Raw genomic sequence first — 25,136 nt, 5'->3', positions numbered from 1 at the left:
GGATGCGAGGACCGCCGCTGTAGAGCCTAGCTACCGTCCCACCGGCGACCTTCCGGCAGGTCCGTCTCCACCACCTCGGCGTCCAGAATGTCGTCCGGATCGACGGCCGGTTCGAGCGCTGCCTGCTCCTCGACTACCTCACCATCGATCTCCTCGACCGCGTGCGGACCGCCGTACCGGGCGTAGTGGTCGTAGTCGAGGTCGTGGTAGCCGCTCTCGTCGTACCCCTGGCCGTCGTGACCTCGGCCGTCGTAGCCGCGGTCGTCGTAATCCCGGTCGTCACGACCACGGTCGAGTTCGTATCCGCCGGATTCGGCACCGTCCCGCTCGTAATAGGCGTCGTCGGAATTGCCGTCTTCGGTGTACTCCTGGTCGTATTCGTCGTCGCGATAATCCTCGTCGGCATATCCCGCATGCACGTATTCGTGCTCGTCGACGAGTTCGGCGGCGGGGATGGCCAGAAACCAGCGCGAACCGATCAGGCCGAGATATCCGGCGACCGCCAGCCAGGCGAAACTCACACCGCCGAAGAGGAATATGCCCGTCCCGATCTCACCGAACGAACCCACCTCACCGCCGGCGATCCCGCCGAGCACACCCAGGATCACCGCGCCGACCCCCGCCGCGGTCAATGTCGCCCACGGCCGCAGCGGCTGATCGTAGGTGCCGCGCGCGCAATCCCGCCCGGTCAGCACACCCACCGCGGCGGGCACGGCCAACACGATCGGCCACCATCCGGCCGCCGGGCCGGTCGGCACCGCGGCCAGGATGGGCAGTGCGGGAACCGGCGCACCCGAGACCGAGAACACGCTCAGCCCGCCGACGCCGATGTGCACCTGCGCGCCGACCAGCAGCCCCGTCGCGCCGATCACCGTATTCGGCAGATAGGCCAGCGACAGCAGCGACAGCCCGACCACACCGCCGAAGTTCCCCGACGCGCGGTAGGTCTCCCCGATCCGGGACCAGTGCAGCAGGAAGGACAGCACGGTGAGCACCGCCGCGCACAGCAGCAGCCGCCACACCGCGCGCACCGCGATCCGGGTCGCGGACTCGACCCACAGCGGAATTCGCGCGATCACCCGGTCGCGCAACGGATTGGGCCGTACGGCCAGGCCGACCAGGGCCGCAACCAGATGCAACCCGCCCACCCAGGCGAAAGCGGCCAGGGCCTGCGGCGGCTGCAGCGCGACCACGGATGCCGCATCCTCGGCCACCGCGAGACAGACCGCGGTCACCAGCAGTGGTCCCGCCAGCGCCGCACCCAGGATCCAGCCCAGGTCCGCGCGGGAGGATTCGGGTTCCACCGCGCGAGCACAGTCGCGGGTGGTCAGCCACAGCACCAGGCCGGTCGGGACCAGCGGCAGCAGACTCAGCGTCGTCCGGCCGATCACCAGCGGAACCTGGTGTACCGCAAGCCAACCCGCGGCGATCGCACCCGAGGCTCCGGTCATCGCGCTACCCGCGGCGAACAACGTCACCAGGACCAGCGCCACGATCACCACGATCGTGTAACTGGTCGCCCGGGCGGCGACGATGAGCAGTACCCGAGCCCGATCCGGACTCAGCGACAGGAACAGATTGTCCTCTGGCCCCGAGCGCCCTGCGCCGCGGCCGTTCTCGTCACGCGGCGGGCGCGAATCGCGAGGATCCCACCGGACGGGAGAAGCTTTCACGGTCCGACTCTCCCGCGACGTCCGGCATCCGATGCGACTGTCACGACTTCCCCTCACGACGGGTCGGCGCGCCCACTTTCACCACAGCGCTACCTCACGACACCCCAGGGTGGCACCTTCCACGACATCGGCGAGTCAGGCGCGCCGAAGCGCACCCGACTCGCCGATACAACCCTCACGCATCTGGTTCCAATCCCCCTCGACAACACCAACTCCGAGTTCGCGGCCCGTCCCGTCGTTCGGGCGCGTAGCGACGAAGGCCGACAAACACCACGAACGCTCACCCAGGCCCGCCCACCCGGGACAAACGCCAACCCCAAGGTTCGCGGCCCGTCTCGCCGCTCGGACGCGTGGCGGGTGCGAGGAACGAGTACCCGACACGGGGCCGAACGGTGAGACTCAGGGGGCCGCGAACACGCCGCAGCGAAGCGGAGGCCAAAAATACAGCCCTATTTCTTGTCGTCGTCGCCGGGGCGGAATGCGGTGGTGGGGTCGGCGGCGGGGTTGGCGGGCCGCTCCTCACCGAAGGGGTTGGCCGGCTTGGGCGTGCTCGCCGACTGCCCGGACTGGCCGGCCGCGGCACCCTGACCGGCCTGCTGCTGACCGAAGCTGAGCGAGCCGTACTGCGGCTGCTGGCCACCGGCGGCCTCGCCGCTCGGACTCGACGCCTGCTGCTGAGGCTGAGCGCCGTATCCGCCCGGCTGCTGGCCGTACTGTTGCTGGCCGTACTGCTGCTGACCGTAGGGCGACTGCGCCTGACCGTACTGCGGATACTGCTGACCGGGCTGCCCGTACGGCGACTGACCACCCTGCTGCGCCTGACCGTAGGGGGACTGCGCCTGACCGGGCTGCTGCCCGTACTGCCCGTAGGACGGCTGACTCTGCGCCTGCTGAGCCTGAGCGTACTGGGCCTGCTGCCCCTGCTGCGCTTGCTGACCGTACTGTCCTTGCTGCGCCTGACCATAGCTCTGCTGACCGTATCCGGGCGCCCCGGGGGCACCCGGAACAGCCTGCGGCGCAGCCGGTTTCGGCGCGGGCACGGACAGGATGTCACTCTCGAACAGCACCGCGACGACGACCGCGGCGGTCTGCACGAGCGCCAGGAACAGCACCACCCACGCAGCCCAGCCCATGCTGACCCCGTCGGGCAGCTTCACGATCAGGAAGATCAGCCCGAGGAAACCGGCCGCCGAAATCCCCGCCGAGGCTCCGAGCCAATTCTGCTTGGGCAGCAGCGACAGTCCTGCCAGCAGACCACCCGCGACCAGCGCGATCAGCGCCGACGCGGCGAACAAGGTGAAGAGGTTGGTCCCGCTCTCACTCGTGGAGAAGAACGGCCCGAAACCCAACAGGAAGTTGATGATGCCGAGCACCGTGGCACCCGCCGTGAGGTAGAACGGCAACCCCATGGCACCCGATTCCGGGGTACCCGCTTTACTGCCGGAACCAGCGGCCGGCTGCTGCGCGAAACCGAGCGTGGAGGTGGGTGGTGTCGGCGCGGGTGCGTTGTACCCGGAGCCCCCGGACGGGTATGACATGTCGTCGTCTCCTTGTCGAGTCCCTCGTTGTCAAGACTTGAATGTGCTCTTGACGCTACTGCACGAAACCGCCCGGGTCACGGCCACCGCAAACCGCGCAGTCGGCCGGATGATATGCCGATGAACCAGGTGAGCACGTGGATCGTGCCTCGGGGAGGAGAAAAAGGAGGTTTGCCGTGAATCTTTCGGAAATGTTCTGCACCGTGGTCCGTGCCCTGGGTTTGTGCCACGTATTCCCAGCACCGTGAACACCGTCCGGCAACGACGAAGGCCGCCAACCGAATTCGGTTGGCGGCCTTCGTGAATCGAAGTGCGCTGGGGCCGGATCAGGCCTCGACGCTGGCCTTCTCCAGGATCTCCCGAGCCAGCGCGGCGGTCTCGGACGGCGTCTTGCCGACCTTGACGCCCGCGGCCTCGAGGGCCTCCTTCTTCGCGGCGGCGGTACCGGCCGAACCGGAGACGATCGCGCCCGCGTGGCCCATGGTCTTGCCCTCGGGAGCGGTGAAGCCCGCGACGTAGCCGACGACCGGCTTGGTGACGTTGGCCTGGATGTAGGCCGCGGCCCGCTCCTCGGCGTCGCCGCCGATCTCGCCGATCATCACGATGACCTTGGTCTCCGGGTCCTTCTCGAACGCCTCGATGGCGTCGATGTGGGTGGTGCCGATGACCGGGTCGCCGCCGATGCCGATGGCGGTGGAGAAGCCGAAGTCGCGCAGCTCGTACATCATCTGGTAGGTCAGGGTGCCGGACTTGGACACCAGACCGATCGGGCCCTTGCCGGTGATGTTGTTCGGCGTGATGCCGACCAGCGACTCACCCGGGGTGATGATGCCGGGGCAGTTCGGGCCGATGATCCGGGTCTTGCCACCCTTCTCGACGTTGTAGGCCCAGGCGTACGCGCTGTCCTGCACCGGGATGCCCTCGGTGATGACGACCAGCAGCGGAATCTCGGCGTCGATGGCCTCGATGATGGCGTCCTTGGAGAACGCCGGGGGCACGAACGCGATCGAGGTGTCCGCGCCGGTCTTCTCGATGGCCTCGGCGACCGATCCGAACACCGGCAACTCGACGTCGTTGCCGTCCTTGTCGACGTGCTTGACCGTGGTGCCCGCCTTGCGCGCGTTGACACCGCCGACCACGTTGGTGCCGGCCTTCAGCATCAGAGCGGTGTGCTTGGTGCCCTCACCACCGGTGATGCCCTGGACGATGACCTTGTTGTCCTTGTTGAGGAAGATAGACATTTGCCCTGATTCCTTTACTTGGCCGCAGCCAGTTCGGCGGCCTTGTCGGCGCCTTCGTCCATTGTCTGCGCGAGGGTCACCAGCGGGTGGTTGGCCTCGGCGAGGATCCGGCGGCCCTCGTCGACGTTGTTGCCGTCGAGACGGACGACCAGCGGCTTGTTGGCCTCGCTGCCCAGGATCTCCAGCGCCTTGACGATGCCGTTGGCGACCGCGTCACAGGCGGTGATACCACCGAAGACGTTCACGAACACGCTCTTGACCTGCGCGTCGTTCAGGATGACGTCCAGACCGTTGGCCATCACCTCGGCCGAGGCGCCGCCGCCGATGTCCAGGAAGTTGGCAGGCTTGACGCCGTTGTGGTTCTCACCGGCGTAGGCGACCACGTCCAGGGTCGACATGACCAGGCCGGCGCCGTTACCGATGATGCCGACCTCGCCGTCCAGCTTGACGTAGTTGAGGTCGTTCTCCTTGGCCTTGAGCTCGAGCGGGTCGGTCGCGTCGACGTCGGCGAACTCGGCGTGCTCCTTGTGGCGGAACTCGGCGTTCTCGTCGAGGGTGACCTTGCCGTCCAGGGCCAGGATCTCGTTCTCGGGGGTGCGAACCAGCGGGTTCACCTCGACCAGGGTCGCGTCCTCGCCGATGAACACCTCCCACAGCTTCTGGATCGTCACCGCGGCGGCATCCAGGACGTCGGCGGGCAGGTGGCCCTGCTCGGCGATCGAGCGGGCGAAGGCCAGGTCGACACCCTTGACCGCGTCCACCGGCACCTTGGCCAGGCGCTCGGGCTTGGTCGCGGCGACCTCTTCGATCTCCATGCCGCCCTCGACCGAGCACATCGCCAGGTAGGTGCGGTTCGAGCGGTCCAGCAGGAAGGAGATGTAGTACTCCTCCGCGATGTCCTTGGCCTCGGCGACCAGGATCTTCTTGGTGACGTGGCCCTTGATGTCCAGGCCCAGAATGCTCTGCGCGTTGGTGAAGGCGTCCTCGGGGGTCGCGGAGTACTTGACGCCACCGGCCTTACCACGGCCACCGACCTTGACCTGGGACTTGATCATGACCGGCTTGCCGATTTCGGTCGCGATCGCACGCGCATCCTCGGCCGAGTCCGTGACCCGGCCTTCCGACGAAGGCACTCCGTGCTTCACGAAGAGCTCCTTCGCCTGATATTCGAAGAGATCCATGTACTCACCGTCTCGTCTGCGTTGTGGTGACAACGACTTTGTTGGCGTCCCGTCGTTCCAGGGCGGGTCGAATCGGACTCTAATCACTCGCGAGCACGGGAAATCAGCCGCATACAGCCTAAGTGGCACAGGTCACCGGCCCGCACCCGGGAGGGCAAAACCGCTGGCCACTGCTACTGGCGAGTAGGTTGCCGCGGCGGCGGCGGGACCACGGGTTCGAGCGGTTCGCGACGATTGGACTACTACGCGACGTCGTATCGAAATCCGACATATCCGTCATCGCGCCGAACATGCTATTCCCGAGAAAACATGTGATGAATCTCACATGCGGACGGAGATGCCCGGGAGCGCTTGCCGGGTCGCAATCATTTCGTTACCGTCGATGCGACCGATGTCACAACAAGGTCACAGGACCGGCATGAACGAGGGCGTCCGACGCGGTAGTCTCTGTACTCCCGACCGGGCTACACCGGACGACCACATTCCGCCGCTGACGGGCACAGCACAGGAGGACGGCAGGCTTGTTGCAGCACAGCGCTCCGCAGGTAGAGAGCCGCATCGCAGGCGCCCCGTCGACAGCACGGCAGCACTTCTCCTCGGGAATTCGGTAATGAGCGGCGATCCGTTTCAGCCAGGACATCGCGCTCCGTCCGCCCTGCGTTACCGGCGCGAGGGCGATGGTCTGAACAACCTCGGCGATGCGACCTCCTTCGGCGGCTATGCCGCGCCCGCGGGCCGTGCCGACAGCTGGTCGGGCTCGGGCACGGCGACCACCTGGGACGTGCCCGCTGGTGACACGTGGAATGCGCCCGTGGATGCGTGGGGCGCCCCCGAACCCGACGAGTGGCAGCAGTCCCCCGAATACCACTGGGGTGCACAGCCTTCCGAGGATGCGCAGTGGGACCCCTGGGCTTCGGACGAAGCCGAGCAGGCCGACTACGACGAGCCCGACGAGCCGTTCCCGCCCACCACACTCGGCGCCCGCGGCCTGCGCGGCAATGCCGATCACCGGCCCGCCCGTGTTCCGGGTGCGCACCGGATGCCCGTTCCGCCCGCAGCCCTCAAGGGCCGCGCGGCCGTCGTGGCGGTCGCCGCGGGCGCGGTCGTAGCTGCAGGTCAGGCCGGTGCGCAACATCTCGGAAGTCAGCACCCCGCCACCGCCGACGCGCCGACGACCGGTGAGATCCGTCAGGTCGCGGCCTCGGCACCCACCAACGGCGCCGCGAGTGCGAGCCAATCGCCGCAGCTGCTCGACGCCGCGCCGGTGACCGATATCAGCCAGTTCCAGGACGTGCTGCACCACGGGCAGCAGTTCGCCGAGAGCCTCGCCGCCCAGGCCGCCGCCAAACTCCGGCCGGTCTTCGTGAAGTTCGCCAGCGGCACCTTCACCTCCGGGTACGGCACCCGCTGGGGCGTACTGCATCCCGGGGTCGACATCGCGGGCCCGATCGGCACACCGATCTACGCGGTCATGGACGGCACCGTCATCGACGCGGGGCCGGCCTCGGGCTTCGGCATGTGGGTGCGGGTGCGGCACGACGACGGCACCATAACCGTCTACGGGCACGTCAACACCACCACGGTGTCGGTCGGCCAGCACGTGATGGCGGGCGATCAGATCGCCACCATCGGCAACCGGGGCTTCTCCACGGGCCCGCACTGCCATTTCGAAGTGTGGCTGCACGGGACCGATCGCATCGACCCGCTGCCTTGGTTGGCGAGTCGCGGCATTTCCCTGGGCCCCGAAGAGGATTGAGCGGAGAAATCCCGCCGGGGACGTGAACGCCCCCGGCCGGGAACCTCTTACAGTTTGACCAGGACCCCACCGCTGTATTGCGGGATGAGCCGGATCTTGCCCGCGGTGCCGAAATCTATGGTGACGCTCGCGATCGGGCCCGTACCTTCGGCGGCGATCACCCGGCCCAGTCCGTACTTGTCGTGGTTGACCCGATCGCCCACGGCCAGAACGAGATTGGTGTTGCCGCGCTTGGCGCTGCCGGGAGCGGGGCGGCGGTCGCCGCCGCGCACGCCGGGACGATCGGACCAGCCGTCGCCGCGCGTCCAGTCCCGTTCCAGGCCGTCGCTCTCGCCGCGGCGGCGCATGCCGCGGGCGCCGGGCGAGTTGGCCGGTTCGAGGCGCTGCCAGTCCATCAGATGACCCGGAATCTCCTGGAGGAAACGGGATTCCGGATTCGACACCGGCTGACCCCAGCCGGAGCGGACCACCGCGCGGGACAGGTACAGGCGGCGGCGGGCACGGGTGATGCCGACGTAGGCGAGGCGACGTTCCTCGGCCAGTTCGGTCGGATCACCCAGGGCGCGCATGTGCGGGAACTGGCCGTCCTCCCACCCGGTGACGAAGACGACCGGGAATTCCAGCCCCTTGGCGGTGTGCAGGGTCATCATGGTGACCACACCCGTCCCCTCGTCGGGAATCTGATCGGTATCGGCGACCAGCGACACCCGCTCGAGGAATGCGGCCAGCGACCCCGGATCCGGCTCACCCTCGGCGGCGGTGGGCAACAATCCCTCCGCCGTGGCGGCCTCGACACTGTTGCGCGCCTCGGAGCTGAATTCTCGTGCGACGCTGACCAATTCGTTGAGATTGTCCAGGCGGGCGCCGTCCTGCGGATCGTCGGACGCCTCGAGTTCGGCGCGATATCCGGAGCGGTCCAGCACCGCCTCGACCACGGTTCCCACATCCGGGAAATCCAGATCCTCCTGCACGCCCGCCGCGCGGATCTCCTCCAGCAGATCCAGGAATCCCGCGATAGCGCGCTGGGCACGCGTATTGAGCAGGGCCACCTTGCCGTCGGCGGCATCGCGCAGCGCCTGGCCGAAACCGATGCCGCGCTGTTCGGAATGCACGGCCACACACGCCTCGGCGCGATCGCCGATGCCGCGGCGCGGCGTGTTCAGAATCCGGCGCAGGCTCACCGCATCTTCCGGATTCTCCAGAACGCGCAGGTAGGCGACGATATCGCGAACCTCCTTGCGCTCATAGAAGCGGACACCGCCAACCACCTTGTACGGCAGCCCCATCCGGATGAAGATCTCTTCCAGCGCACGGGAATTGTTGTTGGTGCGGTAGAAGACCGCGACCTCGCCGTAGTTGTAATCGCCCTGATCGACCAGGCGATCGATCTCGCGCGCGACGAACGACGCCTCGTCGTGCTCGTTGTCCGCGACGTAGCCGACGATCAGATCGCCCTCGCCCGAATCGGTCCACAGCTTCTTCTCGCGGCGGCCCTCGTTGCGCGCGATGACCGCGTTCGCCGCGGACAGGATGTGCTGGGTGGAGCGATAGTTCTGTTCCAGCAGAATGGTTTCCGCATCCGGGAAGTCGCGCTCGAACTCCTCGATGTTGCGGATGGTCGCACCGCGGAAGGCGTAGATCGACTGGTCGGCATCGCCCACCACGCACAGCTCGCTCGGGGCCACCGCATCCTCGCGCCGGGCCGGGGTGAACTCCGGATCCACCGCTGCCGCACCGGCATCCGCATCGTCCGCCTCGGTGGCCGGACCCGCCGCGTGATGGCCGACCAGCTCGCGGACCAGGACGTACTGCGCGTGGTTGGTGTCCTGGTACTCGTCCACCAGCACGTGCCGGAACCGGCGGCGGTAGTACTCGGCGACCTGCGGATGACGTTGCAGCAGTGCGACCGTCTCGCCGATCAGATCGTCGAAGTCCATCGCATTGGCGCCGCGCAGCCGACGCTGATATTCGGTGTACACCTGAGCGACGATGCGGGGCAGCTGACTCTCGTCGGATTCCGCGTCGATCGTGGCCCGCTCCGGATCGATGAGCTCGTTCTTGAGATTGGAGATGGCCGTGGCGAGCAGGCGCGGGGTGTACTTCTTCGCGTCCAGTTCCAGATCGCGGCCGATCATCGCGAGCAGCCGACGCGAATCGTCGGCGTCGTAGATGGAGAAGTTGGTGTTCAGGCCGGGCAGCAGCGCAGCCTGGGTGCGCAGGATGCGCACGCAGCTGGAGTGGAAGGTGGACACCCACATACTGGCCGCGCGCGGGCCGACCAGCCCGGCCACCCGCTCGCGCATCTCTGCGGCGGCCTTGTTGGTGAACGTGATCGCCAGGATCTGCCCCGGGGTGACGCCGCGGGCGGCCAGCAGATAGGCGATGCGCCGGGTCAGCACGGCGGTCTTGCCCGAACCCGCGCCCGCGACGATCAGCAGGGGTGTGCCGCTGTGCACCACCGCCGCGCGCTGCTGCGGATTCAGGCCCTCGAGTAGCCGCTCGACCGCCCCCGCCGCCGCATCGTGCGGGGTGTGCGCCGCACGCCCCGCATCCTCTGTCTGCCCCGTCCGCGCCTGCGGACGCCTCTTGTCAGCCACCGTGGTCTCCATCGCCCTACCACGCTACCGGCGAGCACCGACAAGGTTGTAGCCCCTGTGCCGAGCATGGCAGACTGACCACATGTCCAGCGCTCGCGCAACCACTGCAGCCCGGCTGACCGCCGCCCAACCTGGTCGCCGATTTCACATTTGAGTGTATGGGTGTCGAAGGGGGGAATATATGGCCCACCGGGCCTGATTCACGGTGAAGGAACCCATCGGTAACGGCCAGAGGTCACCCGCCGATCGAAGTTCTGACACGAGGAGAAGAAGTATGAGCACCTCTACGACTACGACCGGGTCCGATGCCGCGCTGCCCAGCGGCGAGGCGGAGATCGACAAGCTCCGCAAGGAGATCGACCGGCTCGACGCCGAGATCCTGGCCGCGATCAAGCGGCGCACCGAGATCTCGCGCAGCATCGGCCGCACCCGGATGGCCAACGGCGGTACGCGGCTGGTCCACTCCCGCGAGATGAAGGTCCTCGAGCGTTTCAGCGAACTGGGCCAGGAGGGCCACACGCTCGCCATGCTGCTGCTGCGCCTGGGCCGCGGCCGCCTCGGCCACTGAGTCCGCGGTAGCCGAGATCGACTCGGCGACAAGATATTTCGCATCGGGCCGCCCCGGGCACGGGTCCCGGGGCGGTTTTCGCTGTCCGGCTACGGCAGTGCGATGTATTTGGTCGAGAGATATTCCTCGATACCTTCGGTGCCGCCCTCGCGGCCGAAGCCCGATGCCTTCACCCCGCCGAAGGGTGCGGCCGGATCGGAGATGACGCCCCGGTTGATGCCGACCATGCCGCTCTCCAGCCCCTCGGCGATCCGCAGCGCCCGATCCAGATCCCGGGTGTAGACATAGGCGACCAGGCCGTATTCGGTGTCGTTGGCCGCGGCCAGGCCCTGCTCCTCGGTATCGAAGCCGATGATCGGCGCGACCGGCCCGAACACCTCCTCGCTCAGGATGCGGGCGCCGGCGGGCACATCGGACAGCACGGTGGCCGGGTAGAAGTATCCGGGACCGCCGGGCGCCTTACCGCCGGTGCGCACCTGCGCGCCCTTGGCCACCGCGTCCTCGACCAATTCGCTGACCGTGTCGAGCTGCTCGGCGTTGATCAGCGGGCCCAGCGTGGTGTCCGGATCCGCACCCGCACCGAGTCTGGTCTCCTGGACCGCCGCGACGAACTTCTCGGTGAACTCCTCGATCACCGAGTTGTGCACGTGGAAGCGGTTGGCCGCGGTGCACGCCTCCCCGCCGTTGCGGAGTTTGGCCAGCATCGCGCCCGCGACCGCCGCGTCGACGTCGGCGTCGTCGAACACCACGAACGGGGCGTTGCCGCCGAGTTCCATCGAGGTGCGCAGCAGACCGTGCGCGGAGGACTCCACCAGCTTCTTGCCGACCTCCGTCGAACCGGTGAAGGTGAGCTTGCGCAGCCGCGGATCGTTGATCAGCGGTGCGGTCACCGCGCCGGAACGGCGGCTGGTGATCACCGACAGCACACCGTCGGGCAGGCCCGCCTCGCGGCACAGCTGCGCCAGCAGCAGCATGGTCAGCGGAGTGGCCGAGGCCGGTTTGACGATCATCGTGCAGCCCGCCGCGAGCGCGGGGCCGATCTTGCGAGTTCCCATGGCCAGCGGGAAGTTCCACGGCGTGATCGCCAGACACGGCCCGACCGGCTGCTTGTGCACCATGATGCGGCCGGTGCCGGTCGGCGCGGTCTGATAGCGACCGTGGATCCGCACGGCCTCCTCGCTGAACCACCGGAAGAACTCCGCGCCGTAACGCACCTCGTTGCGGCTCTCGGGCAGGGCCTTACCCATTTCCAGAGTCATCAGCAGCGCGAAATCCTCGGTGCGCTCGATGATCCGCTCGTAGACCGCACGCAGGATCTCACCGCGCTGACGGGCCGGGGTGGCGGCCCATTCGTCCTGCACCGCGACCGCGGCGTCGAGGGCGCGCATCGCGTCCTCGGGGGATGCGTCGGCTACCTCGACGAGGATTTTCCCGGTCGCCGGATTCTCGACCGGGAAGGTGGCACCACCGGTGGCATCCACCGGGCCACCGATCCAGAGTTGTGTGGGGACGGATGCGAGTAGTTCACGTTCGGACACCATGTGACCAGCCTATGCCCGGTTGCCCAGCCCTCCGGGAGGTTCGGATGCGCCTCGGTCGGCGGGGTCCGGCCCGACGTCGTCGTTACTGCGGACCGGCCCCGATCGTGGTCTGATGGCGGTCTGGCCCGGATGCGCTCGGCCCTGTCGAACAGCGTTCGCGGCCCGGGATGAACACCGAACGAAGATCGAACGAAGATCGTGTGAGGAGAAGATCCATCGTGAAGAAAACGGCTGCCGTAGCAGTCATGACCCTCGCCCTCGCGGCCTTCTCGGCGGGCGCGGGTGGTGCCGCCACCATCGCCGGAATCGACCTCGGCCCCATCGCCAGCGGGAGCGGCGGCATGGGCACCCAGCCTCCGCCGGACAGCAGCACACCGCCCGCGCCGCCCAACGGCGAGCACGTCGGCGACCCGTGCCGGGCCGGTGGAAACAAACCGGGCCACAAGGCCTGGGTCCATCTGGACGGCAGTGCGGCCGAGCATTACGGCACCCACTGGATGTGGGTCTGCCAGTAGGACCGAGTGATCGCCTCGGCCGCGGCGACCCCGTCGCCGCGGCCGGCGACATCGGATGCATTGCCGACACGGGCCCGGGTCTGGCGGTAATGTCGGATCGGTGAGCAGCGACATCACCGCGACGGCGGCCTGGCGGAAACTGCACGATCACTTCTCGGCGATCGCCGACCGGACACTGCGGGAATTCTTCGCCCAGGATCCCGAGCGCGGCCGCGAGCTGACAGTTCAGATCGCGGATCTGCACATCGACTACAGCAAGCACCGCGTGACCCGCGAAACCCTGGATCTACTGGTCGAATTGGCCGAGGTCGCGGGGGTGGCCGAGCGCCGCGACGCGATGTTCCGCGGCGAGCACATCAACACCTCCGAGGATCGCGCGGTGCAGCACGTCGCGCTGCGGGTGCCGCCGGAGACCACGCAGCTCGTCGACGGCGAGGACGCGGGCGCGCAAGTGCACGAAGTGCTGCGCGCCATGGGCGATTTCACCGATTCGCTGCGCTCCGGGCAGTGGCGCGGCGCGACCGGTGAGCGCATCACGACGGTGGTGAACATCGGCATCGGCGGTTCGGATCTGGGCCCGGTGATGGTGTACCAGGCGCTGCGGCACTATGTCGACGCCGGAATCTCCGCGCGATTCGTCTCCAATGTCGACCCCGCCGATCTGACCGCGAAACTCGACGGCCTCGATCCGGCCTCGACGCTGTTCATCATTGCCTCCAAGACCTTTTCGACGCTGGAGACGCTCACCAACGCCACCGCCGCGCGCCGCTGGCTGGTGGAGGCGCTGGGTGAGAACGCGGTCGCCAAACATTTCGTCGCGGTGTCCACCAACGCCGAGCGGGTGGCGGCGTTCGGCATCGACACCGCCAACATGTTCGGCTTCTGGGACTGGGTCGGCGGCCGCTATTCGGTGGATTCGGCGATCGGGCTGTCGGTGATGGCGACGATCGGACGCGAGCGGTTCGCGGAGTTCCTGGCCGGAATGCACAGTGTCGATGAGCATTTCGCGCATACGCCGCTGGCGGAGAACGCGCCGGTGCTGCTGGGCCTGCTCGGCGTGTGGTACTCGAATTTCTTCGGTGCGCAGTCGCGGGCGGTGCTGCCGTATTCGAACGATCTGGCCCGTTTCCCGGCCTACCTGCAGCAGTTGACCATGGAGTCGAACGGCAAATCGGTGCGCGCGGACGGCTCCCCGGTCACGACCTCCACCGGTGAGATCTTCTGGGGTGAGCCCGGCACGAACGGCCAGCACGCCTTCTATCAGCTGCTGCATCAGGGCACCCGGCTGATTCCGGCCGATTTCATCGGATTCGCCCGGCCCACCGACGATCTGCCGACCCGCGACGGCACCGGCAGCATGCACGACATCCTGATGAGCAACCTGTTCGCGCAGACCAAGGTGCTGGCGTTCGGCAAGACCGCCGAGGAGATCGCCGCCGAGGGCACCGACCCGAATGTGGTGCCGCACAAGGTGATGCCCGGCAACCGCCCCAGCACCGCCATCCTCGCCCCCGAACTGACCCCCTCGGTCCTGGGTCAGCTCATCGCCCTCTACGAACATCAGGTCTTCGTGGAAGGCACCATCTGGGGCATCGACAGCTTCGACCAGTGGGGCGTGGAACTCGGCAAGCAGCAGGCTCTGGAGCTGGCCCCGCTGCTCACCTCCGACGAGGATCCTGCGTCCCAGGGTGATTCGTCCACCGACGCCCTGATCGGCTGGTACCGCGAGCACCGCTGAGTCGACGACCGACCGCACAGGCGACGCCGGACCTGCCCGGGTTCGGTCCGCCCTTCTCATCCGGTTACGTTGTCGTCCTGGCAGTTTCGCGGTTCCGTACGACGTATGCGGCGAGCCGGTACTCAGTGCGGGAGCAGGTTCCCCAGGGCTTCGTCCAGGGTCGGGTAGCGGAAGCGGAATCCGGTGTGCGGGAGGACTTCCGAGGTGGCGTGACGGCCGGTGAGGCCCAGGGCCGGGTCGGTGCGGAGGATGACCGCGCCGAGCTTCAGCAGCGGCGCGGGGGTCGGGGGCGCGGGCGGGCGATGCAGGTGCCGACGTAGCACGATCATCAGGTCACGGTTGCGGACCGGGTAATCCGTTGCGGCGACCAGGATTCCGTCGGGTAGGCGCACCTCGGGGTCGAGCCCGAGGGCGGCGCGGATCAGGGCCAGCCAGTCCTCGATGTGGATCCAGCTGAACCACTGGTCACCCGGGCCCACCCGGCCACCGAGCCCGGCGCGGGTCAGATCGCACAGGCGTTGCAGGGCAGGGGAATCCGAGTCCAGCACGATCGAGGTGCGCAGGATCGTGTGGTGTTCGGCGTTCGCGCCCTCGAAAGCCTGCTCCCACGGTCGGGCGACGCCGGTCATCTGCGGCAGTCCCTGCGGCAGCGGAGTCGTTTCGGTGCACCGCATCTCGCCGGCGTCGGACCAGATCGCGGTGGTGCTGGCCTGGATCCAGTGGTCGATCGGGCGGTCCAGCGTCGCGGATGCGGCGACCAGGGCCGCGGTCGGATCGACGCGGCTGCGGCGCAATTCGACGACATTGGCTTCGGTCGGGCGGCAGTCCACCAGCTTCCCGGCCAGGTTGATCACTGCGGTGGGGCCCGAATTACGCAGCGCGCCTGCCCAATCCCCGACGCTGCGGCCGTCCCATTCCACCTGTTCGAACGGGAGCTCGGGATCGCGGCGACGGGTCAGAATGCGCACCCGCAGCCCACGACAGGTCAGATCGGCCGCGATATTGCGTCCCAAAGCTCCACTGCCGCCTGCGATCACGACGGTCAGCGCGCCGTCGGCCGGGGCGATCCCGGCGAGCCGGGCCAGCCGGGCGAAGCCGACCCGGGCGTGCGCCTGCAATCGCCCGCCGATGACGAACCAGAAGATCGGCGCGCAGGCTCCGACGAGGCCGATTCGCTGGACCAGTTCGGTGCCGCCGGGACACGGCGTCAACGTCCAGGAGATCCGCATCACCCCGGCCGGTTCCGGCTGCTGCACGACCAGTTCCCGGCCGGGTACGAAACTCGTGATCGTGAAGGCGCGGGCCAGCCTGCCGTGCACGGCCGCGTTCGCCCGGCCGCTGGGCAGATAATCGCCTCGCACTCCCACCCCGGGCGCTTCCCGCAGCCGCACCGAGGCGACGGCGGGATTCCATTCCGGCCAGCGAACCGGATCCGCCAGCACCGCCCACAATCGTTCCGGCGGCAGCGCGATGAATTGTGTGTACGCCGTTGTACGTGCCATACCCCGACGCTAATCCCCCTGGTACAAGCCAGGAAGCGTGTCGCTGCTCACGTGTCGCCGGGCAGCGGCATGCCGGGCCGCGCGCCCGGTCAGTCGACGTAGGCGCGTTCCAGGATGGCTGCGGTGTCCACGCCGGTGGGCAGGGTGCCGAAGGCGATACCCCAGTCGCCGCCGAACCTGCTGGCGCAGAAGGCATCCGCGACGGCGGCGTGGCCGTGGCGGACCAGTTGCGCGCCCTGCAGGACCAGCGCCATCAGTTCGACCACGCGGCGAGCGCGGTATTCGATATCGCCGAGGTCGGTGAGCTCCTTGCCGATTCGGTCGATCGCGTCGTCGAGGTGGTGATTCGCACCACGGGCGAGGGAGACCTCGTTGAAGTACGCCTCCACGCTCTCGGGCTGACGCCCCATGGCGCGCAGCGCATCCAGCGCCGCGACATTGCCCGAGCCCTCCCAGATGGACATCAGCGGGGATTCGCGGAACAACCGGGGCATGCCCGAATCCTCGACATATCCGTTGCCGCCCAGACATTCCAACGCTTCCGCGGCGTGCGCGGGAGCGCGCTTGCACACCCAGTACTTGGTGACCGCCAGCGCGATCCGGCGCAGCGCCGCCTCGGCCGGATCACTCCCGGCCCGGTCGGTGGCCCCGGCCAGACGCATCATCACGGTGGTGGCCGCATCGGATTCGATCACCAGATCGGCCAGCACGTTGCGCATGGCGGGTTGATCGATCAGCTTGGCGCCGAACACTTCCCGATGGCGGGCATGGTGCACCGCCAGTACGAGCCCGGCGCGCATTCCGGTGGCCGAACCGATCACGCAGTCCAGCCGGGTCATATTGACCATCTCGATGATGGTCTTGACGCCCGCGCCCTCCTGGCCGACCAGCCAGCCGACGGCGTTCTCGTATTCGATCTCCGAGGAGGCGTTGGACTTGTTGCCCAGCTTGTCCTTGAGACGTTGCAGGCGAAGGGCATTGCGGCTGCCGTCGGGCAGGACGCGCGGCAGCAGGAAGCAGGACAGTCCGCCCGGCGCCTGGGCCAGGGTCAGGAACATGTCCGACATCGGCGCGGAGGTGAACCACTTGTGCCCGACGATGCGGTAACTGCCGTCGGATTGCGGTGTGGCGGCGGTGGTGTTCGCGCGGACGTCCGAGCCGCCCTGTTTCTCCGTCATCGACATTCCGGCGATCAGACCGGCCTTGGCGGACGGCTCGCGCAGGCCGAAATCGTAAGTGCGCGAACCCAGCAGCGGCTCGTAGCGGGCGGCCAGCTCCGGATTGTGCCGCAGGGCGGGCACGATCGCGTAGGTCATCGAGATCGGGCACATGTGCCCGGCGTCGGCCATGCCCCAGGTGTAGAACTTGGCCGCGCGGGCGGTGTGCGCGCCGGGACGTCCGTCCAGCCACGGTGAGCCGTGCAGGCCGTGCGTCACCGCGACGTCCATCAGCCGATGCCAGTACGGATGGAACTCGACCTCGTCGACTCGATTGCCGTAGCGGTCGTGCGTGTGCAGCACCGGCGGGTACTCGTTGGCCACCCGCCCCCACTCCTGGGCCTCGAATCCGCCTGCGAGCGCGCCCAATTCACGCACTTCGGGCTCCGCCCAGCCCGCGCCCTCCCGGTGCAGGCCCTCGATCAGCGCCGGATTGCGCGAGTTGTCGAACGGAACGATATTCGGAACCTGGTTGAACACCTCGTGGGTGGGCATGCGGAACTCCTATTCGGGCGACGCCGGAGTGCGGTCGTCGCGGGTCTGCGGGATGCGCGCATCCGGATGCGCGCCGTCCGTATTGCGAATGTCGTGAAATCCCAACGCGCGCAGGGCGAAATCCACCAGCTCGGGAATCACCGACTCACTCTGCCGGGCCTCCGCGAGCGGCCCGACCAGCACCTCGCCGATGGCCCCGACCAGTGCGGCGGCGCTGACGCGGGGATTCTGCGGCGGCAACTGTCCACCGGCCACCCCCTCGGCGACGGCGGTTTCGTAGATCTCGGCGAAGGCGCGGCGGAAGCGCAGCCGCTCGGCGTCCACGGCGGTATCCACCGGTTCGGCGAGCAGGACGTACGCCAGTTTCGGATTCTTCAACGCGCGCCCGGCGAAGGTCTCCACGGATGCGGTGACGCGCTCGACCACACCACCCGACCCGCCCGCCTCGGCCACGGCGGCCACCTCACGCCCCACGACCTCGCGGAACACCGCGGTGACGAGTTCGGCCTTACCGGTGTAGTGCTTGTACACCGTGCCCGTGGCCACGCCCGCCTCGGCCGCGACCGCCGCCATCGACAGCCCGGCGAAGCCCTCCCGTGAGAGCACCCGCGTGGCGGCGTGCACGATCACACCCGCCTGCTTGTCCAGACGGGCCTGTACAGCGGGGGTTCTGCGGTAGGCCACACAAGAAGTGAATCACGAATTCATTTCTTGACGCAAGGGTGGTTCGGGGACGTATCGTCGGGGTATCGGGGAGTCGGTATCCAACCAGCGAGGAGTAGACGTGAGCGTCCGAATCGAACGCAGCGGGCCGGTGTTCACCGTCGTCCTGGATCGGCCGGAGGCTCGCAACGCGGTCGACGGTCCGACGGCGGACGCACTGGCGGACGCGTTCCGGGAGTTCGACGCCGATCCGGCGGCCTCGGTCGCGGTGCTGTGGGGCGCGGGCGGAACCTTCTGCGCCGGAGCCGATCTCAAGGGTCTGGGCACCGAGCGGTCCAACCACGTGACGCCGGACGGCGACGGGCCGATGGGCCCGACCCGGATGCGCCTGTCCAAACCGGTGATCGCCGCGGTCTCGGGTTATGCGGTGGCCGGCGGACTCGAACTGGCGCTGTGGTGTGATCTGCGAATTGCCGAGCAGGACAGCACCTTCGGCGTATTCTGCCGACGCTGGGGCGTGCCGCTCATCGACGGCGGCACGGTTCGGCTGCCCCGCATCATCGGCGAGGGCCGGGCCATGGACATGATCCTGACCGGCCGCGCCGTCGGCGCCACCGAGGCATTACAGACGGGCCTGGTGAACCGCGTCGTACCCAATGGCGAATCACGCAGTGCTGCAGAGGATCTGGCGCGAGAGCTGGCCGCACTCCCGCAGACCTGCCTGCGCTCGGACCGGATGTCCGCACTCGAACAGCAGGGCCTGGACGAGACCTCCGCCATCGCCAACGAATTCCGCCACGGCATGAACGCCCTGTCCGACGCCGACGGCGCGCTCGCGGGCGCACAACGCTTCGCCTCCGGCGAGGGCCGGCACGGCAGCCCAGCCTGACCCGGTCCGCGTCGAGGGTGACATTCGTCCGAAGAACGCACGGAGTGGGGCGGTGGCACGATGACGACATGCCTGCCGATCAGCGCCCGATGAGCCGACTCGGCGTCGTCGACGAGATCTTTCTGCGCACCCATCGGGGTATGGGCACGCCGATCGCGTTGCAGGGTCTGTGGCGAACCGCCGACCGGGTCGGGCCGGAAGTGCTGGAACAGGTGCATGCCGCACTGCGGACGGGACCACTGGGTCGGCGGGTGGTGCGGGCTCGGATTCCGGGGGCGCGGCCGTATTGGCGGGCGAATGTCAGCGCGCATCCGCTGGAGATCACCGAGCGGGTGCTGCACAAGGACGAGGTGCTCGACTGGGCCGATACCCAGGGGTTCGATCTGGATCCGGAATACGGTCCGGGCTGGCGACTGGCCACGGCGGCGCTCGCGGACGGGGGTTCGGTCGTCGCACTGACCTGCTCACACGTCCTGGCCGACGGGCGCGGTCTGGCGATCGCGGTCGATCAGGCACTCTCGGGCGCTGCGGCAGCGGAAGTTACAGCGCCACAGTCGGATTGGGCGGATGCGCGACGACAGTGGGGCATCGTTCTGGGTGGTGCGGCACGGGCGTTGCGACAGGGCGTGCCGGAACGCGCGAGCACCGTACCGAGCCGCTCGGACCCGGCCGACACATGCGGTGTCGTACTGGAGATTCCGGTGGCGGACTGGAGGCTCGCCGCCACCGCACGCGCCGCGACGGGTAACAGCCTGTTCGTCCACCTGATCGCACAGATGTTGTGGGACAGCGGATTCGACGGTCCGGAGATCTCGGCCAGCATTCCGGTCGACACCCGGGGCGAACCGCGCGTCGACAACGACATGGCGATGACCGCGGTCACCGTCACTCGCTCGGACACCCCCGCCGCTCTCCGCGAAAAGTGCCGTGCCGCATACGAATACCGCATATCCAGCCCCGGCGGCATGCCCGAGGAGATCCTCCAGGTACTCCCCGCCCGCGCCGCCCACGCGCTGACCCGCGGCGCCGGGGAACGCGACATCCTGTGCTCCAACATCGGACAACTGCCGAACACCCTGTCCCACCTGGGCCCACATCACTGCCGCGGGGTGGCCGCCCGCGCCATCCACCCGGGCCTCACACCCCCACTCCCCCGAACCCGCCTGTCCGCCTACCTCTCCCGCCTCGCCGACACCTACACCCTCGCCCTCACCTCACTGGACCCCGCCCACACCCGATCCCCCAGGGCCCTGCACGATCTCGCCCGGTCCGTCCTCGCAGCCCACGACCTGACACCGACCTTCTGGTAGCCCATCCGAAGATCGACGGATGGGCCACTACGCCAGGCGGTCCAGGACGTGCTGCGGGATTTCGATGCCCGGGACCAGGTCGGCGGAGGGGATCGGCGCGTCGAAGATCTGGCGGGTGGGCAGGACGCCTGCCCAGGCGTTCGCGGTGAGGTCCGATTCGTCGTCACCGGGATCGCCCGCACGGGTTTTCACCGAGGCTTCGGTGAGGTCGAGGGACAGGACGGTGGTGGCGGCCAGTTCCTTCTTGGTGGGTGAGCGGACGGTGTCCCAGGCGCCGGGGGCGGCGTGTTCGACGATGACGCGCAGGGCGTGCAGGCGCTGGTCGGGATCGGTGAGTTCGACCGGACGGCCGTGCACCACCGCGGAGCGGTAGTTCATCGAGAAGTGCATGGCCGACCGCGCGTAGACGATGCCGTCGACCAGGGTGACCGCGACCGACACATCGCTCGTCATGGCCGCGCGCAGATTGCCCGCTCCGGTGGATCCGTGCAGGTAGAGAGTGTCTCCGTCGCGTCCGTAGATAGTGGGCAGCACGACCGGAGCGCCGTGCATCAGCACGCCGAGATGGCAGATCGTGGCGGCGTCGAGGATCGCGTCCAGCGCGGCGCGGTCGGTGGCGTCGCGCTGGCCCCGATACCGGGTCAGGGTGCTGCGGGGCGTCGGCGAGAGCGGGGTGCGGGTGGCGACTGACTCGGTCATACTTTCAGACTCCTCGCACCAGTGGCATTATCGAATGGCCAATTACGCACTGTTTCGAAAGACCACTTCATGAGCCAGCCGGATCTGCCACTCCTGATCGACCGCACGTCGGCGACACCGCTGGCCGTGCAGGTCGCCGACGGCCTGCGCGCCGCGGCCACCGAGGGCCGACTGCGCGGCGGCGACCGGCTGCCCTCCTCGCGCACGCTGGCCGCCCAGCTCGGCGTCAGCCGCACGGTGATCACCGCGGCCTACGACCAGTTGCACGCCGAGGGCTGGCTCAGCGGCCGCCACGGTTCGGGCACCTACCTCACCGCCTCGCCCGCCGCCGCACCGCACAGCCCCGCATCCGTCACCGCCGAGGATCCGGCCGCGGATCTGCTCGACCTCGTCCCGGGCACCCCGTGCGTCGCGGCGATCGACCGAGCGGCCTGGCGACGGGCGTGGCGCGCGGCCGGAGATCGAATTCCCGCGGCGCACAAGAACAGAGCGGGTGAACCCGATTACTGCGAGGTCGTCGCGGAACATCTGCTGCGGCACCGCGGCCTGGGCGCGGGCAGTGACACCGTGGTGCTGGCCACCAACGGAACCGGTTCGGCCGTCAGCGAACTCGCGGCCGCGCTGCTGCGCCCCGGCGATGCGGTGGCGGTGGAGGAACCCGGATATCTGCGTGCGGTCGGCGCGCTGCGAGCCGCGGGCATCCGGGTGGTGCCCGTCCCGCTCGATGTCGACGGACTGCGAGTGGACCTGATACCGCCGAATGTTCGTGCCGTGTATTGCACACCGGCACACCAGTTTCCGCTCGGCGCGCGCCTGCCCGCCACCCGCCGCGTCGCCCTGGTCGACTTCGCCCGCCGCACCGGCGCCCTGGTGATCGAGGACGATTACGACGGCGAACTGCGCTACGACACGGCCCCGCTCCCGCTGCTGGCCACGCTGGCTCCCGATGTGGTGGTCCACCTGGGCACCACCTCGAAGATCCTGTCGACCACACTGGGCGTCGGCTGGCTGGTCGCGACGCCGGAGATCGCGAATGCCGTAGTGGCACATCGCGAATGGACCGGCACCCATCCCGCTCCCGCCGGACAGCGGGTTCTGGTGGAGCTGGCCCGCCACGGCGACCTGGCCCGCCACCTGCGCCGCCTCCGCCGCGAAATGCCGCCCCGCCGAGCGCTTCTGGTGGACGAACTGCGCGCGCACGGCCTGGACGTCAGCGGTGACGACGCGGGCTCCCACGTCACCGTGCCGCTACCCACCGCCGCCCAGGAAGAACGCGCCGTCGCCGCGGCCCGCACCCACGGCGTCCTGCTCGACGGCCTGGCCCGCCACCACAGCGGCCCACCCCGAGAATTCGGCATCCCCCTCGGCTACGCCGCCCTCCCACCCGCCGACCTGGCCACCGCAGCCCGAATCGCCGCCCATTGCATCGCAACCAGCTGAGCCCGGCCCGCCCTTTCCAGAGGAACTCGTTCTCCCACGCCCAATGCTTCAACAGGCCATGGTCTCGATCGAGGACCCCGGTCCACCAGCGCTTGAACCGTTTGAAAGAACGCAACCGCTTGTACTTCTTGCGAGCCCAACGCGCCAGGTAGGTGTTGAGGCGAGATCATCCTTGTTGCGCAAATGAATTCGCCAGGAGCGAAGCCGCTGACCCATTGCCTCGAGCGCCCGCGCACTGACCGCAGGCAGGCACGACGTGAACGCCTTCCCATCCGGACAGGTGGCCTTGCGGGGCGCGAATGTGTAACCGAGGAACGTGAACGACCAACACTCGAATTCCACTGTGGAAAACTCTCTTTCGAGCCACGTGATACTGCGTCGTTCCGATGATCGCCGGATTAGCGGGGAACGCCCACGTCTCGGGGATGGCCGATATGCGACACTGACGCGGTGCAGCCCAAGCGTAGGGTTCACTTCGTGGGCAGCTTGCCCCCGGAGTTGGACAGTCCAGAGAAGGCAATGGCGTTCGCTGTCGACACAGCCGGTGAATTCCTGGACGGCATGGTTCCGGGCGGTGAGGCGGATCCATATCGCGCCCAGTGGTACGTCAGACCCATCATCGATCGGCTCGACAGCGTCCCGGCGCTGGCGCCCGCGCGCCGCGGTGATTGGTCGACACTGCGTTCCCGCGACACCTTTCGGCTTCGGGCAGGCCGATCACTGGGCGAAGCCGATATCGATGCCGCGCTCGGCTATGCGGAGGAGGCCGGGCGTGCCATGGACGCGTTGGTCGACATGCGCCGAACCAATCCCGGACTTCGCTTGCAGGTAGGCATACCGACGCCCCTTGTCATCGGTTTCATCGCCTTCGAGGCGCGGATGCTCATGGGGCATCGAGGCTCGGCCGGCCGTGGTGATCGAGGCTTCCCCTATTACCGCCCGATTGTCGACGCCACCGTCAGGGAGATCGTCCGTATCCATGAGGCGTTGCGGGACAACGTCGTATTTCAACTCGAACTGGCAGCGGAGACGCTCCTCTGCGCACAAACACCTGCGGGCGTGCGGCAGGGCCCGGCCACCGTGGCGGGTCGAGCGATCGCACGCCTCGTCGCACGGGCACCCCATAATGCCCGCTTCGGTGTGCACCTGTGCTACGGGAGCCTCGACGACAAGCCGGCTGTGGCGCCGAGATCGACGGCCCCGGTCGTCGCGCTGGCCAACGCGATAGCGCGATACTGGCCTGCGGGAAGGCATCTCGATTTCGTCCACCTCCCCATCGGCGACGGCAAACAGGCGCCGGTTCGGCCGCGGTACTACGCGCCCCTGGAACGCCTCGAATTGCCTGCCAGTACGCGTGTTATCGCCGGGCTTGCACATCCGGCGCAGCCGCTCGCGCAGGCCCGACAGGCACTGGCGGCGGCGGAGTCGGCCTACGGTGGTCTGTTGGACGTCGCGTCCCCATGCGGTCTGGGCCGCTATACGACCGTCGACCGGGCGCGGTCCGCCGTAGCGCACGCAGTCGCCTTGGCTGAAACAGATTCGTGAAACGGCTGGAACAAGCTATGAATTTGGATCATGTTGTGTCGGAGCATGGTTCGTCGATGGCTCGGATCGGGGGGCCGGTTCGGTCGGGCGGAGCCGCGCCCCGTTCGAGCAACTCCACCACACCGGGCGACAGATCTCTGGAAGACATCGGCCGAGGTAGCGATCGGCTACGGTGACACCTGTGGTCGAAGGAACCAAAGGGCCTGCGTCGGAGAACAACCGAACACCGCAACCGTTCAACCCCGGTCAGCTGAACTCTGCCAAGGTGTATGACTATCTGCTGGGCGGAAAGGACAATCGCGAGATCGACCGAGACATGGCCGATGAAATGCTCTCTCGCGCACCTGAACTCAAGACCTTGGCCTGGTTCACCCGAAGTTTCATGCTCAAAGCGGTCGAGATGGCCGCGGCAGCCGGTATCCGTCAGTTCGTCGATCTCGGCTCGGGTATCCCGAGCTCGCCCAACGTACATGAGGTGGCTCGGAAGATCGAGCCGTCAGCGCGGGTGGTGTATGTCGACTACGACCCGGTCGTGCACGCCCATTGCGACGCGCTGCTGGCCAAACCACGCGATGTCACTGCGCTGCTGGGCGACATTCGTCGTCCCGACGACGTCATCGATCAGCTGAAGAACCACACGCTGATCGATTTCAACGAGCCAGTGGCAATCACGCTCATCGGTGTGCTGCATTACGTGATGGACTCCGAACACCCCGCCGAGATCGTCGCCGCCTTCCGGGATCAGTTGGCACCAGGCAGTTACCTGGCGATCGGTCATGGCTCCCTCGATTCCGACCCGGAGATACTCGAGGTGCTCACCGGCACCAATGACAGTTCAGCCCAAGTCGCCTTTCGGTCCACAGCACAGACGGAGGCATTCTTCGCCGGCTTCGAGTTGCTCGAACCTGGCGTGGTGCCGGTTCAGCAGTGGCTCCACCCCGACTTGCCCGAGACTCGAATGGTCATGCTCGGTGCCATCGGCCGCAAACCCTGAGGGTCCGACAGGAACAGGAGTAGTCTCGAATACT

19 protein-coding genes are annotated in these 25,136 nt (G+C 68.0%); 9 read left to right on the top strand and 10 right to left on the bottom strand.

The genetic code is table 11. From position 1 onward, the window contains the following. Positions 1-26: 26 nt before the first annotated feature. The 4 genes from ON40_RS05370 to sucC form a co-directional block, all read right to left on the bottom strand. Positions 27-1,673, bottom strand: coding sequence for a cell division protein PerM (locus ON40_RS05370; protein ID WP_051192711.1), 1,647 nt, complete (start codon positions 1,671-1,673; stop codon positions 27-29). Between the two features lie 449 nt (positions 1,674-2,122). Next, the gene (locus ON40_RS05365) at positions 2,123-3,211 is read right to left on the bottom strand and encodes a DUF5336 domain-containing protein (protein ID WP_040819076.1); all 1,089 of its coding nucleotides are present in this window, start codon (positions 3,209-3,211) and stop codon (positions 2,123-2,125) included. Positions 3,212-3,537: 326 nt separating this feature from the next. Continuing rightward, on the bottom strand, positions 3,538-4,452 hold the full coding sequence (gene sucD / locus ON40_RS05360) for a succinate--CoA ligase subunit alpha (RefSeq protein WP_040819074.1): 915 nt from the start codon (positions 4,450-4,452) through the stop codon (positions 3,538-3,540). 14 nt (positions 4,453-4,466) lie between these two features. Then, positions 4,467-5,633: an ADP-forming succinate--CoA ligase subunit beta gene (gene sucC / locus ON40_RS05355; protein ID WP_040819072.1), complete on the bottom strand. Its 1,167-nt coding sequence runs from the start codon at positions 5,631-5,633 to the stop codon at positions 4,467-4,469. 610 nt (positions 5,634-6,243) lie between these two features. Between sucC and ON40_RS05350 the strand changes: the two genes are divergently transcribed. Continuing rightward, positions 6,244-7,389, top strand: a complete 1,146-nt coding sequence (locus tag ON40_RS05350) for a M23 family metallopeptidase (RefSeq protein WP_040819070.1) — start codon at positions 6,244-6,246, stop codon at positions 7,387-7,389. 47 nt (positions 7,390-7,436) lie between these two features. On the opposite strand, the gene pcrA is transcribed toward ON40_RS05350, so the two are convergent. Beyond that, positions 7,437-9,998, bottom strand: a complete 2,562-nt coding sequence (pcrA, locus tag ON40_RS05345; protein ID WP_040819068.1) for a DNA helicase PcrA — start codon at positions 9,996-9,998, stop codon at positions 7,437-7,439. A 262-nt stretch (positions 9,999-10,260) separates the two neighbouring features. Between pcrA and ON40_RS05340 the strand changes: the two genes are divergently transcribed. Then, positions 10,261-10,554: a chorismate mutase gene (locus ON40_RS05340; RefSeq protein WP_040819067.1), complete on the top strand. Its 294-nt coding sequence runs from the start codon at positions 10,261-10,263 to the stop codon at positions 10,552-10,554. Positions 10,555-10,643: 89 nt separating this feature from the next. Here ON40_RS05340 and ON40_RS05335 read toward each other — a convergent pair whose 3' ends face one another. Next, entirely contained in the window at positions 10,644-12,095 is a 1,452-nt protein-coding gene (locus ON40_RS05335) for an NAD-dependent succinate-semialdehyde dehydrogenase (protein ID WP_040819066.1), read from the bottom strand. A gap of 218 nt (positions 12,096-12,313) precedes the next feature. On the opposite strand from ON40_RS05335, the gene ON40_RS05330 reads away from it, so the two are divergent. Next, entirely contained in the window at positions 12,314-12,610 is a 297-nt protein-coding gene (locus ON40_RS05330; RefSeq protein ID WP_157186201.1) for a hypothetical protein, read from the top strand. A gap of 100 nt (positions 12,611-12,710) precedes the next feature. Further along, positions 12,711-14,348 carry a glucose-6-phosphate isomerase gene (pgi, locus tag ON40_RS05325; protein ID WP_040819062.1) on the top strand — a complete coding sequence of 546 codons (1,638 nt, stop codon included), beginning with the start codon at positions 12,711-12,713 and terminating at the stop codon, positions 14,346-14,348. A gap of 122 nt (positions 14,349-14,470) precedes the next feature. On the opposite strand, the gene ON40_RS05320 is transcribed toward pgi, so the two are convergent. The 3 genes from ON40_RS05320 to ON40_RS05310 all read right to left on the bottom strand — a co-directional run bounded on the left by ON40_RS05320 (position 14,471) and on the right by ON40_RS05310 (position 18,246). Beyond that, positions 14,471-15,850 carry a DUF1731 domain-containing protein gene (locus ON40_RS05320; RefSeq protein WP_083895420.1) on the bottom strand — a complete coding sequence of 460 codons (1,380 nt, stop codon included), beginning with the start codon at positions 15,848-15,850 and terminating at the stop codon, positions 14,471-14,473. Positions 15,851-15,939: 89 nt separating this feature from the next. After that, entirely contained in the window at positions 15,940-17,562 is a 1,623-nt protein-coding gene (locus ON40_RS05315) for an acyl-CoA dehydrogenase family protein (protein WP_040819060.1), read from the bottom strand. Between the two features lie 9 nt (positions 17,563-17,571). Beyond that, on the bottom strand, positions 17,572-18,246 hold the full coding sequence (locus tag ON40_RS05310; RefSeq protein ID WP_083895419.1) for a TetR/AcrR family transcriptional regulator: 675 nt from the start codon (positions 18,244-18,246) through the stop codon (positions 17,572-17,574). A gap of 100 nt (positions 18,247-18,346) precedes the next feature. Between ON40_RS05310 and ON40_RS05305 the strand changes: the two genes are divergently transcribed. Together ON40_RS05305 and ON40_RS05300 are read left to right on the top strand one after the other, a co-directional pair. Beyond that, positions 18,347-19,114, top strand: a complete 768-nt coding sequence (locus ON40_RS05305; protein WP_040819058.1) for a crotonase/enoyl-CoA hydratase family protein — start codon at positions 18,347-18,349, stop codon at positions 19,112-19,114. Between the two features lie 68 nt (positions 19,115-19,182). After that, positions 19,183-20,424, top strand: a complete 1,242-nt coding sequence (locus ON40_RS05300) for a hypothetical protein (RefSeq protein ID WP_051192748.1) — start codon at positions 19,183-19,185, stop codon at positions 20,422-20,424. 27 nt (positions 20,425-20,451) lie between these two features. Here the strand turns inward: ON40_RS05300 and ON40_RS05295 are convergent, their stop codons facing one another. After that, positions 20,452-21,123 (bottom strand): pyridoxamine 5'-phosphate oxidase family protein, encoded by a 672-nt coding sequence (locus tag ON40_RS05295; protein WP_040819057.1) that lies wholly within the window; start codon positions 21,121-21,123, stop codon positions 20,452-20,454. Between the two features lie 69 nt (positions 21,124-21,192). Here ON40_RS05295 and ON40_RS05290 point away from each other — a divergent pair, with 69 nt between their 5' ends. The 3 genes from ON40_RS05290 (at position 21,193) to ON40_RS05280 (ending at position 25,102) form a co-directional block, all read left to right on the top strand. Further along, positions 21,193-22,563, top strand: coding sequence for an aminotransferase-like domain-containing protein (locus ON40_RS05290; protein WP_040819055.1), 1,371 nt, complete (start codon positions 21,193-21,195; stop codon positions 22,561-22,563). Positions 22,564-23,040: 477 nt separating this feature from the next. Further along, complete coding sequence (locus tag ON40_RS05285) at positions 23,041-24,108, top strand: hypothetical protein (protein WP_157186200.1); 1,068 nt, start codon at positions 23,041-23,043, stop codon at positions 24,106-24,108. Positions 24,109-24,289: 181 nt separating this feature from the next. Further along, complete coding sequence (locus ON40_RS05280) at positions 24,290-25,102, top strand: SAM-dependent methyltransferase (RefSeq protein WP_040819051.1); 813 nt, start codon at positions 24,290-24,292, stop codon at positions 25,100-25,102. Positions 25,103-25,136 lie beyond the last annotated feature (34 nt).

Origin of the sequence: Nocardia jiangxiensis NBRC 101359 (genome assembly GCF_000308615.1) — a bacterium.
GTDB classification, from domain to species: domain Bacteria; phylum Actinomycetota; class Actinomycetes; order Mycobacteriales; family Mycobacteriaceae; genus Nocardia; species Nocardia jiangxiensis.
This window is presented reverse-complemented; position numbering and strand designations above follow the sequence as displayed.